The organism is Sphingomonas parva (ex Maeng et al. 2020), from assembly GCF_004564275.1.
Lineage (GTDB): Bacteria > Pseudomonadota > Alphaproteobacteria > Sphingomonadales > Sphingomonadaceae > Allosphingosinicella > Allosphingosinicella parva.
Genome location: NZ_SPDV01000008.1, coordinates 14,949 through 31,188 on the forward strand (window position 1 = coordinate 14,949; position 16,240 = coordinate 31,188).

Annotated in this window: 14 protein-coding genes and 2 tRNA genes; 13 read left to right on the plus strand and 3 right to left on the minus strand. The window is 68.8% G+C overall.

Annotated elements, in window-relative coordinates:
• Positions 1 to 112 precede the first annotated feature (112 nt).
• From E2493_RS05120 to E2493_RS05150, 7 genes are all read left to right on the plus strand, one after another.
• Entirely contained in the window at positions 113 to 1,366 is a 1,254-nt protein-coding gene (locus tag E2493_RS05120) for a metal-dependent hydrolase family protein (protein WP_135084412.1), read from the plus strand.
• Positions 1,367 to 1,451: 85 nt separating this feature from the next.
• Positions 1,452 to 1,525, plus strand: a tRNA-Cys gene (locus E2493_RS05125).
• A gap of 218 nt (positions 1,526 to 1,743) precedes the next feature.
• Positions 1,744 to 2,394, plus strand: a complete 651-nt coding sequence (locus E2493_RS05130) for a protein-L-isoaspartate O-methyltransferase family protein (protein WP_135084414.1) — start codon at positions 1,744 to 1,746, stop codon at positions 2,392 to 2,394.
• Positions 2,395 to 2,410: 16 nt separating this feature from the next.
• On the plus strand, positions 2,411 to 3,847 hold the full coding sequence (locus E2493_RS05135; RefSeq protein ID WP_135084416.1) for a TolC family outer membrane protein: 1,437 nt from the start codon (positions 2,411 to 2,413) through the stop codon (positions 3,845 to 3,847).
• A gap of 44 nt (positions 3,848 to 3,891) precedes the next feature.
• Positions 3,892 to 4,278 (plus strand): DUF2497 domain-containing protein, encoded by a 387-nt coding sequence (locus tag E2493_RS05140; RefSeq protein ID WP_318531678.1) that lies wholly within the window; start codon positions 3,892 to 3,894, stop codon positions 4,276 to 4,278.
• A gap of 66 nt (positions 4,279 to 4,344) precedes the next feature.
• On the plus strand, positions 4,345 to 6,993 hold the full coding sequence (locus tag E2493_RS05145) for a valine--tRNA ligase (RefSeq protein ID WP_135084420.1): 2,649 nt from the start codon (positions 4,345 to 4,347) through the stop codon (positions 6,991 to 6,993).
• Between the two features lie 55 nt (positions 6,994 to 7,048).
• Entirely contained in the window at positions 7,049 to 8,521 is a 1,473-nt protein-coding gene (locus tag E2493_RS05150) for an MATE family efflux transporter (protein WP_135084676.1), read from the plus strand.
• Between the two features lie 6 nt (positions 8,522 to 8,527).
• Here E2493_RS05150 and E2493_RS05155 read toward each other — a convergent pair whose 3' ends face one another.
• Both E2493_RS05155 and E2493_RS05160 read right to left on the minus strand, forming a co-directional pair.
• On the minus strand, positions 8,528 to 9,421 hold the full coding sequence (locus E2493_RS05155; RefSeq protein ID WP_135084422.1) for a diacylglycerol/lipid kinase family protein: 894 nt from the start codon (positions 9,419 to 9,421) through the stop codon (positions 8,528 to 8,530).
• 69 nt (positions 9,422 to 9,490) lie between these two features.
• Positions 9,491 to 9,931: a hypothetical protein gene (locus E2493_RS05160; RefSeq protein WP_135084424.1), complete on the minus strand. Its 441-nt coding sequence runs from the start codon at positions 9,929 to 9,931 to the stop codon at positions 9,491 to 9,493.
• A 174-nt stretch (positions 9,932 to 10,105) separates the two neighbouring features.
• On the opposite strand from E2493_RS05160, the gene hemB reads away from it, so the two are divergent.
• From hemB to E2493_RS05180, 4 genes are all read left to right on the plus strand, one after another.
• Positions 10,106 to 11,095 (plus strand): porphobilinogen synthase, encoded by a 990-nt coding sequence (hemB, locus tag E2493_RS05165; RefSeq protein WP_135084426.1) that lies wholly within the window; start codon positions 10,106 to 10,108, stop codon positions 11,093 to 11,095.
• Positions 11,096 to 11,228: 133 nt separating this feature from the next.
• Positions 11,229 to 13,478: a fused MFS/spermidine synthase gene (locus tag E2493_RS05170; protein WP_225421159.1), complete on the plus strand. Its 2,250-nt coding sequence runs from the start codon at positions 11,229 to 11,231 to the stop codon at positions 13,476 to 13,478.
• A complete protein-coding gene (locus E2493_RS05175; RefSeq protein WP_135084428.1) occupies positions 13,475 to 14,011 on the plus strand; it encodes a GNAT family N-acetyltransferase in 537 nt (178 codons plus the stop codon). Before E2493_RS05170 ends, E2493_RS05175 begins: the two co-directional genes overlap by 4 nt.
• Positions 13,999 to 14,544 (plus strand): gamma carbonic anhydrase family protein, encoded by a 546-nt coding sequence (locus E2493_RS05180; protein ID WP_135084430.1) that lies wholly within the window; start codon positions 13,999 to 14,001, stop codon positions 14,542 to 14,544. Before E2493_RS05175 ends, E2493_RS05180 begins: the two co-directional genes overlap by 13 nt.
• Here E2493_RS05180 and E2493_RS05185 read toward each other — a convergent pair.
• Positions 14,531 to 15,034: a hypothetical protein gene (locus tag E2493_RS05185; RefSeq protein WP_135084432.1), complete on the minus strand. Its 504-nt coding sequence runs from the start codon at positions 15,032 to 15,034 to the stop codon at positions 14,531 to 14,533. The genes E2493_RS05180 and E2493_RS05185 overlap by 14 nt on opposite strands.
• Positions 15,035 to 15,177: 143 nt before the next feature.
• On the opposite strand from E2493_RS05185, the gene E2493_RS05190 reads away from it, so the two are divergent.
• Positions 15,178 to 15,254 (plus strand) — tRNA-Arg (locus tag E2493_RS05190).
• Positions 15,255 to 15,428: 174 nt separating this feature from the next.
• Entirely contained in the window at positions 15,429 to 16,214 is a 786-nt protein-coding gene (locus E2493_RS05195) for a class I SAM-dependent methyltransferase (RefSeq protein ID WP_167737390.1), read from the plus strand.
• Positions 16,215 to 16,240: the final 26 nt, after the last annotated feature.

Genomic DNA, 16,240 nt, shown 5'->3' on the forward strand with positions numbered 1-16,240 from the left:
CATCGCGAAAAGGGACGTAGAGCCTGCCGCGCCTTCGGGAAAGCGCTTTGCGCGCAGCGCCGGGCCGCGGCGGATCTCGCGCCGCTTATGGTTTCGAAAGAGGCACGATCGAATGCGCCTGCTCCTCGCTCTCTTCGCCCTGCTCCTGCCGCCTGCGGCGGCGGCCGCACAGGACGCCGTCCTTCTGCTCCGTCCGGCGCGCGTCTTCGACGGCGTCAACCCGCGGCCGCACCAGGGATGGAGCGTGCTGGTCCGCGGCGAGCGGATCGACGCCGCCGGACCCGCCGTCGCTGCGCCTCCGGGCGCGCGGGTGGTCGATCTGCCGGGCACGACCCTGATGCCGGGCATGATCGAGGGCCATTCGCACCTTTTCCTCCATCCCTATGACGAGACGAGCTGGGACGATCAGGTCCTCAAGGAGCCGGAGGCGCTGCGCACGGCCCGCGCGGTCAATCACGCCCGCGCGACGCTTCGTGCCGGCTTCACCACGGTGCGCGATCTCGGCACCGAAGGCGCCGGCTATGCCGATGTCGGGCTCAAGCAGGCGATCGAGCAGGGGATCGTCGAGGGCCCGCGCATGCTGATTGCCACGCGCGCCCTGGTCGCCACCGGCAGCTACGGTCCCAAATCGGCCGATCCGCTGATGGCGGCGCTGGGCGCCGAGGAGGCCGACGGAGAGGCGCTGGTCGCTGCCGCCCGCCGGCAGATCGGCGCCGGTGCGGACGTCGTGAAGCTCTATGGCGACTATCGCTGGCGTCCGGGCGAGGACAGCCGCCCGACCTACAGCCTGCAGGAGATCCGGGCCGTCGTCGAGGCGGCGCACGCGGCCGGACGCCCGGTGGTGATCCATGCCAGCACGCCGGAAGGAATGCGCCGCGCCGTTCTCGGCGGGGCCAGCACCATCGAGCACGGCAATAGCGGGACGGCGGAAATCTTCCGGCTGATGCAGGTGCGAGGCGTCGCGCTCTGCCCGACGCTGGCGGCCACCGACGCGATCGCCCGCTACCGCGGCTGGAACGGCTCGGCGCCCGAACCGGCGGCGGTCGCGGACAAGAGGAAGAGCTTCGCGGCGGCGCTCGCCGCGGGGGTGCCGATGTGCATGGGCGGAGATGTCGGAGTCTTCGCCCATGGCGAGAATGTCCGGGAGATGGAGCTGATGGCCGCGTACGGCATGCGCCCCGCGGACGTGCTGATCGCCGCCACCAGCGGCAACGCCCGCCTGTTCGGCCTCTCCGACCGCGGCGCGGTGAAGCCGGGACTGCTGGCAGATCTGGTCGCCGTCGAGGGTGATCCGACGACGGACGTTCGCGCGGTCCGTGCCGTGCGGCTGGTGATGAAGGGCGGGAAGGTGGTGCGCGCGGACTGAACCGTCCGTTTCCGGACAGGCGTCCGTCACCGGACAGTGATAGGTGGTTGACTTGCGGGTCGTTCCCGGACAAGTCGCGCGGCGTGGCCCGATGGCGGAGTGGTTACGCAGAGGACTGCAAATCCTTGCACGCCGGTTCGATTCCGGCTCGGGCCTCCACTCCCTCTCTTCGCTAGCACCTGCCGGGACGCCGCCTGTCGGCGCCGCGTGCCCCGCAACCGCGCCCGCGCAAGCCGATGGCACGGCAATTGCTTAGTTCCCGCTGATCGCGCCGAGCGGAGACATCTTCGCTTGGCGGCATCGGGGCGAGCCGATAAGACGGAGGGCAGCCGCAAGGTGTATTGTATCTATAAGACAGTTGTGCGATTGAGAGCCCGATGACCGAGCATAATTTCGACCATATGCGACGCGCGATGATCGCGAACCTCCTGAGGACGACGGGGACCAACGATCCCAGGGTTCTCGCCGCGTTCGGCGAGGTCCCGCGGGAGCGGTTCGTTCCGCGGGACAAGATCGCGCTCGCTTATGCCGACGCGCTCGTTCCGCTGAAGCCGGGTCGCGATCTCAACAATCCGATGGCGCTCGGCAGGCTGCTCACCGAAGCGGCGCCGCAGCCGGGCGAGCGTGCGCTCGTCGTCGGCGCCGCCACTGGTTATGCAGCCGCGATCCTCTCGCGGATGGTCGGCTCGGTCGTCGCGATCGAGGAGGATGGCGAGCTGGCGGCCTTCGCGCGCGACGCCCTCGCGGGCTATCCGGTGCAGCTGGTAGAGGGGCCGCTCGCCGAGGGGCAACAGTCCGGCGCGCCTTACGATCTGATCCTTGTCGACGGCGCGATCGAGTTCGTGCCCGATGCATTGGTGGCGCAGCTTTCCGATCTCGGCCGGCTGGCGACCGCGACGATCGACCGGGGGGTGACCAGGCTGTCGCTCGGCCGCAAGTCCGGTGATGCGTTCGGCATCGCCGCTTTCTCCGATGCCGCGGCCGCCGTGCTGCCCGGCTTCGTGAGGCCGAAGGCGTTCACATTCTGATGAATGGAGTGAAGTGATGCGGGGTGGGTATCTGGCTGCTGCGGGGGCGGCGGCGCTTGCAATGGGCTGCGCGGCGGAGGCGGAGACGCTTCGCGACGCGCTTGTGCAGACTTACAATACCAATCCGACGATCATGGCGCAGCGGGCGCAGCTGCGCTCGCTCGACGAAGGCGTCGCGCTCGCCCGATCGCAGGGCCGGCCGTCGCTGGCGGGCACCGCCGGGGTCAACCAGAATCTGGTGCGCACCGGCGGCGGCAACGGCCGCAACCTCAGCGCCGGTCTGGAGGTCGGCTATCCGCTGTTCAACGGCGGGCGGGTGCGCAACTCGATCCGGGCCGCCGACGAGCGCGTGCTCGCCGGCCGGGCCGCGCTCCGCGCGACGGAAGGCGACATCTTCACCGAGACGGTTGCCGCCTACATGGACGTTATCCGCGACCGCTCGATCGTCACGCTGAACCGCAACCAGGTTCGGGTGCTCGAGACCAATTTGCAGGCGACCCGCGACCGCTTCGAGGTCGGCGATCTCACCCGCACCGACGTCGCTCAGTCCGAGGCGCGGCTGGCGCTCGCCCAGTCGAACCTCGCCACGGCCGAGGGGCGGCTCGAAGGCAGCGAAGAGAACTACCGGCGCGTGATCGGCGAGCTCCCCGATGAGCTCGATCCGCCGCCGCCGCTTCCGCAGCTGCCGGGCACCCCGGATCAGGCGGTCGAGATCGCGCTCGCCAACAATTCCGACCTCGTGTCGATCGCGGCGCAGATCCGGGCGGCGGGCCGCGACGTCTCGATCGCGCGCTCCGACCGGCTGCCTACCGTCTCGGCGGTCGGTTCCGGCAATTACACCAATTACCTCGGCACCGCCGACGAGCAGTTCGGCGGCGTCGGCAACCGCAACACCAACACGTCGGCCGGCGTCGGCGTGCAGGCGCGGATCCCGATCTATCAGGGCGGCGCCGTCGGCGCGCAGGTCCGCCAGGCCCAGGCGATCCAGAGCCAGCTGCTCGAGCGCGGGGTGGAGATCGAGCGCTCGGTCGTCGCCAACACCCGCGCGGCCTTCGCCAGCTACCAGGCGGCGCAGGAGGCGGTCGAATCGAACCAGGTCGCAGTCAACGCCAACACCCTGGCGCTCGAAGGCACGCGCGCCGAGCAGACGGTCGGCACCCGCAACGTGTTGGACGTGCTCAATGCCGAGCAGGAGCTGCTCAACAGCCAGGTCGCGGTCGTGACCGCGCGCCGCGACGCTTATGTCGCCGGCTTCCAGCTGCTCAACGCCATGGGCCAGGCCGAGGCGGAAGACCTCAATCTCGACGGCGGCGCTCTCTACGATCCGGTCGCGAACTACAATCGCGTCTCGCGCCGCATGTCCGACTGGAGCGACGACGCCACACCGCAGGCGGTTTCCACCCGGACGGTTGCGGGGCCGCCAAACACCCCCGTGACACCGCCGTCGGAATAAGCGATAAGCCCTTCATCATGGGGGATATTAACCAGGAACCCTCGATGGAGGACATTCTCGCCTCCATCAAAAGGGTGATCGCCGAAGACGGCCGCGCGTCTGCGCGGCCGGCCCGCGGATCGCGTCCGGCCGAAGCGCCGCGCCCGGTGCCGCCGCCCGAGGAGGACGTGCTCGAGCTGTCCGATCCGGTGTCGGAGACCGACGGCCTCGTCTCCGAGGATGCGGCCACGGCCAGCGCCCGCTCGCTCGCCGCGCTTTCGGCCATTCGCGAGCGGAGCGAGACGCTGCCGCAGGGCGACGGTCCGCTCGAGGCGGTGGTGCGCGAGATGCTGAAGCCGATGCTCAAGGAGTGGCTCGACCGCCATCTCCCGGAGATGGTGGAAGAGCTTGTCACCCGCGAGATCGCCCGGATCACCGGCAAGCACTTCTAGAGCCGCCCGCCCGGTGGAGCGCGCAAAGCGCTTCCACCTCGCGCGATCACGCTCTAAGTCGCGCGCATGACCGAGCTTGCCAAGACCTTCGATCCCGCCGCCATCGAGACGCGCTGGTATGCGCATTGGGAGGAGCAGGGCCTGTTCCGCCCCGAGAGGGGCGAGGCCGAGCCCTTCACCATCGTCATCCCGCCGCCGAACGTCACCGGCTCGCTTCACATCGGGCATGCGCTCGACAATACGCTGCAGGATATCCTGATCCGTCACGCCCGGCTCCAGGGCAAGGACGCGCTCTGGGTAGTGGGAACCGACCATGCCGGCATCGCGACGCAGATGGTCGTCGAGCGCAACCTCGAGAGCCAGGGCGTGCGCCGCGCCGAAATGGGTCGCGACGCCTTCATCGAGCATGTCTGGGAATGGAAGGCCCAGTCGGGCGGGCAGATCACCCGCCAGCTGCGCCGCCTCGGCGCCTCGTGCGACTGGCGGAACGAGCGCTTCACCATGGATCCGGGCTTCTCGGCCGCGGTGCTCAAGGTGTTCGTGCACCTCTATCGGGAAGGCCTGCTCTACCGCGACAAAAGGCTGGTGAACTGGGACCCGAAGTTCGGCACCGCCATCTCCGATCTCGAGGTCGAGACCAGGGAGGTGCAGGGCAAGTTCTGGCACCTCAAATATCCGCTCGAGGACGACAGCGGCTTCATCCACGTCGCCACCACGCGCCCCGAGACGATGCTCGCCGACATGGCGGTGGCCGTGCACCCGGACGACGCGCGCTACAAGGCTTTGGTCGGGCGCAACGTCCGGCTGCCGATCACCGGCCGGCTGGTACCGATCGTCGCCGACGAGCATGCCGATCCGGAGCTCGGCTCGGGCGCGGTGAAGATCACCCCCGGGCACGACTTCAACGATTTCGAGGTCGGCAAGCGCGCCGGCTTCAAGGCCGTCGACATGCTCAACATGCTCGATGCCCAGGCGCGGGTGATCCAGACCGCCGACGGGCTGATTCCCGAGGCATTGATCGGGCTCGATCGCTTCGAGGCCCGCAAGCAGGTGGTCGAGCGGCTCGACGCGGAAGGCCTGCTCGAGCGGGTCGAGGACCGCACGATCCAGACGCCTTATGGCGATCGTTCCGGCGTCGTGATCGAGCCCTGGCTCACCGACCAATGGTATGTCGACGCCGCGACGCTGGCGCAGCCTGCGATCGAGGCGGTCCGGTCCGGCAAGATCAACATCGTTCCCAAAACCTGGGAGAAGACCTGGTTCAACTGGCTCGAGAACATCCAGCCCTGGTGTGTCTCGCGCCAGCTCTGGTGGGGCCATCAGATTCCGGCCTGGTACGACGACCAGGGCAACGTGTTCGTCGCCGAGACCGAGGAGGAGGCGCAGCGCGAGGCCGGCAACCGCCCGCTCCGCCGCGACACCGACGTGCTCGACACCTGGTTCTCCTCGGCGCTGTGGCCGTTCGCCACGCTCGGCTGGCCCGAGCAGAGCGACGAGCTGCGCCGCCACTATCCGAACGACGTGCTCGTCTCCGGCTTCGACATCATCTTCTTCTGGGACGCCCGGATGGCGATGCAGGGCCTCCATTTCATGGAGGAGGTGCCGTGGAAGACGCTCTACCTGCACGGCCTGGTCCGCGATGCCAAGGGCGCCAAGATGTCGAAGTCGAAGGGGAACACGGTCGATCCCCTCGGCCTGATCGATCGCTACGGCGCCGACGCCCTGCGCTTCACCCTCGCCGCGATGGAAAGCCAGGGCCGCGACATCAAGCTCGATGAGAAGAGGATCGAGGGCTATCGCAACTTCGCGACCAAGCTCTGGAACGCCGCGCGCTTTTGCCAGGCGAACGGCATCGGCGGCGCCGCGACGCTCGAGCCTCCGTCCGCCGAGCTGACCGTCAACCGCTGGATCGTCGCGGAGACGGTGCGCACCATCCAGACGCTCGATCTGGCGCTCGCCGAGCTGCGCTTCGACGAATCCGCCAACACCATCTATCACTTCGTCTGGGGCACCTTCTGCGACTGGTATCTGGAGCTGATCAAGCCCGTCCTGAGCGGTGCGGAAGGGAGCGGGGAAGGGGGCGAAGAGACGCGCATCGTCGCCGGCTGGGTGCTCGACCAGATCCTGGCCATGCTCCACCCGTTCATGCCGTTCATCACCGAGGAGCTGTGGCATTCGCTCGCCGATCGCTCGTCGCCGCTGATCGTCGGCCATTGGCCGAAGCCGGATGCGCGGGCGCTCGATCCGCACGCCGGGCCCGAAATCGACTGGCTGATCCGCCTGATCTCGGGCATCCGGGGCGCCCGCTCGGAGCTCAACGTGCCGCCGGGCGCCAAGCTCGCGCTCCACGTCCGCGATGCCGGGCCGGAGACGGAGGCGCGGCTCGCCCGGCACGAGGCGGTGCTGAAGCGCCTCGCGCGCATCGAGGCGGTCAGCCACGCGTCGGCGGCCGGCGCGGGCGCGCAGGTCGTCGTCGACGAGGCGACCTTTGTCCTGCCGCTCGAGGGGGTGATCGACATCGCCGCCGAGCGGGGCCGGCTCGCCAAGGCGCTCGAGGCGGCCGAGAAGGAGCGGGATTCGCTCGCCGCCCGGCTCGGCAACCCGAGCTTCGTCGAGAGGGCGAAGCCCGAGGCGGTCGAGAAGGCCCGTGCCGATCATGCCGAAAAGGCTTCGGACGCCGAGAAATACAAGGCGGCGCTGGCCCGGCTCGGCTGACCTTCGATCGTCGCGGCGACGCGTGCTGCCGGGAGCGGCGTGCGTCCTCGTGCGTATGGTGCGAATGGCAACCCGAGCAGCACCCCGGCCCGGTCAGCGCGATCTCACGTCCGGCCCGATCGCGTCGACCCTGATCGCCTTCGCTTTGCCGACGCTGGGATCGTCGGTGCTCCAGTCCCTGAACGGCTCGATCAACGCGATCTGGGTCGGCCGCTTTCTCGGGGTCGATGCGCTCGCCGCCACCTCCAACGGCAATATCGTGCTGTTCATGCTGATGGCGTTCGTCTTCGGCTTCGGCATGGCCTCGACCATCCTGATCGGCCAGGCGATGGGCCGGCGCGATATCGACGAGGCGCGGCGGGTGGTGGGCACCGCCATCGGCTCGTTCGTCCCGATCTCCGCGGTCATCGCTGCGGTCGGATGGTGGCTCGCGCCGGACATCCTCTCCCTGCTCGGCACGCCCGGGAACGCGACTCCGCTCGCGCTCGACTATCTGCGCGTCATCTTCCTGGCGGTGCCGGGCACGCTGATGATGACGATGCTGATGATGGCGCTGCGGGGCGCCGGTGATTCGCTGACGCCTTTATGGTTCATGGCGCTGAGCGTGCTGCTCGACAGCGGGCTCAACCCTGTCCTGATCCTCGGCCTCGGGCCGCTTCCGGCGCTCGGCATCAGCGGATCGGCGCTGGCGACGGCGATCGCCAATTACGTCAGCCTCGCCGCGTTGCTCGTCTATATCTATGCCCGCGACCTGCCGCTTCGCCTCCGCGGCAGCGAGCTCGCCTGTCTCCGCCCCGATCCCGTGCGGCTCAGGACGATCGTCGGCAAGGGGCTGCCGATGGGGCTGCAGATGATCGTGATCACCTCCTCGGCGCTGGCGATGCTCGGGCTGGTGAACCGCGAGGGGGTGGACACGGCGGCCGCCTACGGCGTCACCCAGCAGCTGTGGACCTATGTGCAGATGCCGGCGATGTCGCTCGCTGCCGCCGTCAGCGCGATGGCGGCGCAGAATATCGGCGCGGGCAAGTGGGACCGGGTGTCCGCGGCGACCCGCGCCGGCGTGCTGTTCAACCTGCTGATGACGGGGGCGCTGATCGTCCTGCTCACCATCGCCGACAAACCCGCGCTCGCGCTCTTCCTGGGCGGCGACAGTCCGGCCCTGCCGATCGCGCGGCACATCCAGCTCGTCGCGACCTGGGGCTTCCTGTTCTTCGGGGTCAGCCTCGTCCTCTTCGGGACGGTGCGGGCGAACGGCCAGGTGGTCTGGCCGCTGATCATCCTGGCGGTATCAATGTATCCGGTTCGCCTCGGCGTGGCGCTCGGCACCTACGACTGGCTCGGCGCCGACGCCTTGTGGCTCAGCTTCCCGCTCGGCATGGTCGCGACGATGCTGATGGCGGTGGCCCTCTACCTGCACGGCGGCTGGCGCCGCGCCCGCATGGCGGGCCCCCCGATCGGCGATACCGAGTGCATCGAGCAAGCGGAGGCGACGCGCGAGCCCGGCGGGGCGCTTCGGCCGGCGGGCTGATCGGAGCTATTCGGCCGGAACCACCACCTCGACGGCGCAATGGGCGAGCTCGGCGACCGTCGGCGTCTTCGCCAGCACCTCGCCGTCGATCGAGATCTTCTGCCGCGGCTTGGTGTCGATACGCAGCACCTGGCCGTGGAAATGCTCGACCGGCGCCTGGCGTGCGGGGAGCTTCAGCAGGCTGGCGACCCAGTTCCAGACGAGGGCCAGCTTGCTGCGGCCGGTGACCGCCTGGACGACGAGCTCGCCGCTGTCGACGTCGGTATGCTCGACCAGCTCGACCCCGCCATGGAATCGTCCATTGGCGATCCGTACCTCGGTCGCCCAGACCGTCCGTTTCTCCTCGCCATTGTCGATGGAGAGCTTGAACGGCCGAAACTTGATCAAGCACCAGGTCGCCCAGGCGAGGTAGCCGACGCGGCCGAGATAGCGCTTCAATTTGTGCGGAATGCCTTCGCCGATCATCGGCGAGAGGCCCATGGCCGCGCAATTGGCGAAATAATCGCCGTCGATCGTACCGAGGTCGATCCGCCGCCGCCGCCCGGTGGCGATGGTTCGGACCGCGCCTTCGAGGTCCAGGGGGATGCCGAGGGTGCGTGCGAAGCTGTTCGCGGTGCCGAGCGGCAGGAGCGCGAAGACGCAGTCGCGCCCGACGACGAAGTCGATCGTGCAGGAGAGCGATCCGTCGCCGCCGCCGATGATCACCATCGGCGCGCCGTTCGCCACCGCCCGGTCGACGGTGGCGTTGAGGTTGCGCGGGTCCTTTACCGCATGGCTCTCGAGGAGCTCGATGCCGGACTCTTCGAGCCGGGTCTTCGCTTCGCGAAACAGGTCGCGCCCCCGCCGCGAATGGGCGTTGACGATCAGGGCGGCTTGGCGGGGAACGGGGCGGACGGTCATCAGCAGCCGTTCAACATCCGATCGGCGATTTGTGTCCAGTCCCGTGCCCGCCCTCCGATTGCGCCACCGCTACATCGAGGTATCGGCGAGGTTCGATTTGTACTTGGTGTTGGTCTGGCGGTCGGTGATCTCGATATAGACGTAGCTCGGCGGGATCGTCCCTTCCTCGGTTGCGAACCAGATCTGACCGAGGTTCTGCGGGCTGCCGAGCGCACAGAAGCCGTAGAGGCGCTTGCCCGTCCGTCCGTCGAAGAAATCGACCCACGAGCGCGAGGAATTGGTGTTCAGGCCGCACGGCGGCAGCGACGGAGCGGCCGCGAACATGTCCGCGGGATATTGATCCTTGTTGAACACGTCGTAACGGTGCCGCACCCAGTTCTTGCCGCCCGCCGAATAATATTCCTGGCTGGTCAGGTAGAGGATCGGATTGGGAGGCGCCGCGCTCGCCGACGCGCCCGAGAGCGCGGCCGCCAGGGCCGCCCCGACGATCAGAAGCTTGCGTGCGTTCATCGTTCGTCTCCCCCTGTTGAACCGAAGGCTCCTCGCAGCCTTCGTCCGGGCCGGCCCGGGAGCCGCGGCGAAGTGTGACATCAGCGCCGCTTCGGTTCAAGGCGGCGCCAGCCGGGTTCCTTGAAGGCGGGGATGGTGCTTCCCCCTCGTGCGGCGAGGGCCTAAGAGCCCGCCATGACCTCCTTTCCCGCCCTGCGGATGCGCCGCACGCGCACCCATGCGTGGAGCCGTGCGCTCGTCGCCGAGACCGTGCTCACGCCGTCCGATCTGATCTGGCCCCTGTTCATCGCCGAAGGGCAGGGGGTGGAGGAGCCGATCGCGGCGCTCCCCGGCGTCTCGCGCTGGTCGGTCGACCGGATCGCCGAGCGCGCCAGACAGGCGCGCGATCTCGGCATCCCCTGCATCGCATTGTTCCCGAACACGCCAGGCGGGCTGAGGACCGACGATGCGCGCGAGGCGCTGAACGCGGACAATCTCATCTGCCGTGCGGTGCGCGCCGCCAAGGAGGCCGCGCCGGAGGTCGGGATCCTCACCGACGTCGCGCTCGATCCCTACACCACGCACGGCCATGACGGCATCGTCGACGAGAGCGGCTATGTGCTCAACGACCGCACCAGTGCGGTGCTGGTCGAGCAGGCGCTGGTCCAGGCCGGGGCCGGCGCCGACATCGTCGCGCCTTCGGACATGATGGACGGGCGGGTCGCGGCGATCCGCGGCGCCCTCGAGGCCGACGGGCGCCACAACGTCCAGATCATGGCCTATGCCGCCAAATATGCCAGCGCCTTCTACGGTCCGTTCCGCGATGCGGTCGGCTCGCGCGGCCTGCTGAAGGGCGACAAGAAGACCTATCAGATGGACTATGCCAATGCCGAGGAAGCGCTGCGCGAGGTCGCGCTCGACCTCGCCGAGGGCGCCGACACGGTGATGGTGAAGCCAGGCCTGCCCTATCTCGATATCGTCCGCCGGGTGAGGGAGCGGTTCGAGGTGCCGGTCTTCGCCTATCAGGTGTCCGGCGAATATGCGATGATCGAGGCGGCGGTCGCGGTCGGCGCCGGCGATCGCGACGCCCTCGTCCTCGAGACGCTCACCGCCTTCAAGCGCGCCGGCGCCGCCGGCGTGCTCACCTATCACGCGCCGCTCGCCGCCCGGCTGCTCGGGGCGTGAAGCCCCTATCTTTCCGGGGTCCCGGGCGGATAGGAAGGAGCGGTTGCGTCCGGGCTGGTGAGGTGTTCGAGTTGCTGAACGATCCGCAGAGCTGCCCGCCACGTCCCGCCACGCGATCGTCCCGGCAGGCCAGGTGAGCTCGCGGGCCGCCGCGCCGTTGTTGCTGTCGCGCGCCGCGCGCCCGTTGTTCCTGCTCGCGATCCTCACCGGATCGTTCCTGCTCTTTCTCACCCAGCCGATGATCGCGCGCATGGCTCTGCCGCGGCTGGGCGGCGCGCCGGCGGTATGGAACAGCGCCATGCTGGTCTACCAGGCCCTGCTCCTCGGCGGCTATGCCTATGCCCATTACATCTCGCGCCTCGCGCCGCGCCGCCAGGCCGGGCTCCACCTCGTCCTGTTCGCTCTCGCCGCGCTATGGCTGCCGATCGGCGTCGGCGACCGCGTCCTGCCCGCCGATGCCGCGCCGGCGCTGTGGGCGCCGTGGCTGCTGCTGAGCTCGATCGGCCCCCTGTTCTTCATCGTCTCGGCGCAGGCTCCGCTGATGCAGCGCTGGTACGCGCTCGATCCGGCCCGCGGCGATCCCTATCCGCTCTACGCGGCCTCCAATCTCGGCAGCTTCGCCGGCCTGCTTTCCTATCCTTTGCTCGTCGAGCCTGTGCTGACGCTCGATCAGCAGAGCCTGCTCTGGTCCGCCGGCTACGCCTTGCTGGTGCTGCTCGTCGGCCTGTGCGCCCTCACCATTCCGGCCCATGTCGTGGAAGCGACTCCCGCAGCCGACGAGGGCGAAGCGCCGACCGTCCGCCAGATCCTGTGCTGGATCGCGCTGTCGGCCGTGCCGTCCGGGCTGATGCTATCGACCACAACCCATCTCACCACCGACATCGTCGCGCTGCCGCTGCTCTGGGTCGTGCCGCTCGGCCTCTACCTGCTGAGCTTCGTCATCGCCTTCGCGGCGCGGCGCCGTGCAGCCGACGTCTTCGTGACGATCGGGCCGTTCGTGCTGCTCATCGCCGGCGGCTTCGCATTCAGCGGAGGCTCGCGCAGCCCGTTCTTCACCGCGACACTGGGGCTCGCGCTCCTCTTCACGACCGCCGTCGCGCTGCACAGCGCGCTCTACCGCGCACGTCCCTCGGCGGGCCATCTGACGTCATATTATCTGGCGATGGCCCTCGGAGGCGTCCTCGGCGGCCTGTTCTGCGCTCTGGTCGCGCCCGCGGTCTTCGACTGGGCCTATGAGCATCCGCTGCTGATCCTCGCTGCGGCATGGCTGGTGCCGCAGAGGCGTCTGTTGCCCTGGGAGGTGCCGCTGTGGGCGACGTTATCGCTGATCGGCCTTGCCTTCGTTCTCTCGTTCGCGGCCGACATGAAGCCGTGGGCGTGGATCGATTCCACGGCCGCGCTGATGATGAGCATCGCCATCTCGCTGACCGCATTGCTGTTCATCGGGCGGCGCGGCGCCTTCGCCGCCTGCCTCGCGGCGCTGATGCTCAGCTACGGCGGCTGGAGGACGCTGGAGGAGAGCCGGGTGGCCGATCGGACCCGCTCCTATTTCGGGGTCTACACGATCAGCACGCGCAGCAATCCGCCGTCGCGCCTGCTGACCCATGGCACCACCCTCCACGGCGTCCAGAACCTCACGCCCGGGCAGGAGACGGAGCCGACCTCTTATTATTCGCGCCACTCGGGCATCGGCCATGCGATGACTTCGCTGGGCATCTTCCACGGCGACCATCCCAAAGTGGGCGTGGTCGGCCTCGGCACCGGCACCCTGTCCTGCTATGCGCAGCCGGGACAGGAGTGGCGCTTCTTCGAGATCGATCCGGCGATCGTCGCCATCGCCCGGGATCCGCGCCGCTTCAGCTTCCTCTCCCGCTGCGCTCCGGGCGCGAAGGTGGTCCTCGGCGACGCCCGCCTCAGCCTCGCGCGCGCCGCGCCCGGCAGCCTCGACATGCTCGCCATCGACGCTTTCTCGTCCGACGCGGTGCCGATGCATCTCCTCACCCGCGAGGCGCTGGCGGTCTACCGCCGCGCGCTCGCTCCGACCGGGCTCCTCCTGATCCACATTTCCAATCGGTACCTCGATCTGGAGCCGGTGCTGGCGGCCGCGGCGAAGCGCGACGGCTGGTACGGCCGGGTCTATGATTATGTGCCGAGCGGCGAGGAGCAGGGCCGAAACGTCACCATGTCTGTCTGGGTGGCGCTCGCCCCCGATCCGGACACCATCCTGACGCTGCAGATCGCCAGCGGCGAGGATGCCCATCAGTGGCGGCCGCTGATCGCCCGCAACGGCTTCGAGGGCTGGAGCGACGATCATGCGAGCATCCTTCCCTTGCTCGAGGATTGGAGCAATTGGGTGCCGGACGTAATCAGGGACATGCCATGATGGAGACCGAGCGGCTGCGGCTGCGCAACTGGACGATGGCGGATGTGGAGCCGTTCGTGCGCCACACCAACACCCCTGCGGTGATGCGCTGGCTGGGCGGCGTGAAGACTCCGGCGGAGCTCGAGGCGATCGTCCGCGACCGCTTCATCCGGTGGCAGGAAACGCGCGGCCGCACCTTCTGGGTCGTCGAGCGCAAGGCCGACGATGCGTTGCTCGGCTTCTGCGGCCTGAAGGTCGCCGACGATGCGGGCAGCCCGGTGGAGGGCGAGCACGAGGTCGGCTGGCGCCTGCGCGAGGATGCCTGGGGGCAGGGCTATGCCCGGGAGGCGGCCACGGCCTCGCTCGACTTCGCGTTCGACACCTTGGCGGCGTCGCGGGTGGTCGCCCTCACCGTCGACGGCAATCGCCCGAGCTGGGGGCTGATGGAACGGCTCGGAATGACGCGCCGGCCCGAGCTCGATTACGACGGGCCGGCCTGGGCGGAAGGGCGCGTCATCGTCTACAGCATCGGGAGGGACGAATGGCGGGCCTGATCCCGTTCGGCGGCCGCCGGCCGCGGATCGACGGCACGGCCTTCGTCGCGGCCGGCGCGCGGCTGATCGGCGACGTCGAGATCGGTGCGCAGGCGAGCATCTGGTACAATTGCGTGCTGCGCGGCGACGTGAACCGGATCCGCATCGGCGCGCGGACGAACGTCCAGGACGGCACCGTCATCCACGTCGATTCGCCCAAGCCCGGGAAGGACGGCGGCCATCCTACGATCATCGGCGCCGACGTGCTGATCGGCCATATGGCGATGATCCACGGCTGTGTGCTGCACGATCGCGCCTTCGTCGGGCTCGGCGCCATCGTGATGGACGGCTGCGAGATCGAGAGCGGGGGAATGCTCGCGGCAGGCGCCATGCTCACGCCGGGGCGGCGCATCCCCTCCGGCCAGCTCTGGGCGGGCCGTCCGGCCAGATATCTGCGCGATCTCAGCGCCGAGGAGCTGGCTGGGCACGCCGCCGGCGTCGCCCATTATGTCGCCCTGGCGCAGGCCCATCGCGAGGCGCTCAGCGGCGCCTGAGCATCTCGCCAAGGCTCTCCGTCTGGTCCTGCTGGCGATCGGCGAGGGCCTGCAGCGCCGCCGTCGCGCCCGCGAGCCGTTCGGCGTCCGCCGGGCTGAGCGGTCCCTGTCTCGCCCGCTCGATCGCATAGGCGTCGAGATCCGCCAGCGCGCGGCTGGTCGCCGATCGCGCGGCCGCGGCGCGGGAGAGCGCCTGCTGTGCTTCCACCCAGCTGTCGCTGCCCGTCGAACCGGCGCGTGCGGCAAGATCGCGAGCGCGGCCCAGAGCGTCGGCAAATCCCTCGTCGCCGGCGCGGCCCGCCTGGACGAAGGCGGCGATTCGACCGGGTAACGCCGGATCGTTCGGGGCCGGGACGGGAACCCGTTCCGGGTCACCCGCGGCATAGAGTTCTTCGGCGGGACGGCGCGCCAGGGAGGGATAGTCTCCGGAGCCGGCGCAGCCCGCGCCGAGCAGCGCGACGATCAGGGGAAGGGCGATCCGATAGGTCATCGGAGACCTCCTATAGGGTGAACCGCCGTACGGAAAGCGTGGCGCTGTCGCGGATGCCCGGCCGGCTTTGTTGCGCTGCCGCGACTTTTCCGCCCAACGCACTTGCCAGCCCCGAATCTTCCCCCTATGTGCCCCTCCACCGGGCGCCCGTAGCTCAGCTGGATAGAGCACCAGACTACGAATCTGGGGGTCAGAGGTTCGAATCCTTTCGGGCGCGCCATTTCAAAAAACCCCGGAAGACCGCGCGGTCTTCCGGGGTTTTTTCATGCCTCGGCCGCATCCCTCCGGCGAAGCTGCTGCGGCAGGCGAGGCCGCGCCGCGATTGATTCAGCATTTACCCCGACAATCGTTCGGCTAGGCTGCCGGAAGAACGGCCGTGGAGGGGGGACGCCACGTGTATTATGTATTGAGCAGCCGCGAGCACCTGCTTCGTCATTTCCCGAAGGGGGGAGTCGGCGCCGAGATCGGCGTGGCGGAGGGAAATTATTCGGCGGAGATCCTCGCCTCCGCCGACCCGAAAGAGCTGCATCTGATCGATCCGTGGAGCCATCTGGAGAGCGGTTCGGACCTGCTGCAGGCCCGTTCCCTGCTCTCCGAGGTGGACACGAAACGGGACCGCGCCGAGACCTTCGAGGCGCCCCCCGCGAATGCGCCGGGCGATGCGAAATACGCCGCGGTCGCCGCGCGCTTCCAGGGCGACCCTCGGGTCCGCCTCCACCGCCAATATTCCTACAAGGCGGCGGAGGCCTTCGAGGACGGCAGTTTCGATTTCGTCTATCTGGACGGCAATCACCATTACGAGTTCGTGCTGCGGGACCTCGAGGATTACGCCGCCAAGCTGAAGCCGGGCGGTCTCCTGTTCGGCCACGATTTCTTCGAGGATACCTTCGCGCAGAAGGAGCGCTACGGCGTGATCGACGCCGTCGGCGCGTTCGTGAAGCGGTCCGACTTCTGCTTCGTCCTGCTCACCTGGGAGCCGTTCTCGACCTTCTGTCTGGCGCGGCGCCTCGACGGCTTCGCCGGCGCCTTCCTGCGCAACGTCTTCGAAAGCGACGTGCAGATGATCGAGATCCCGGATGCACTGGCAGGGAGCTACCAGGACAAGATGTACGAGCGCCGCAACGGCTCTCGCAAGCGCATCCCGAGCTTCATGAACTCGCTCCAGTTCCAGCTCGGCTAGGGCGCGATCGGCTGAGGTGGAGGCGC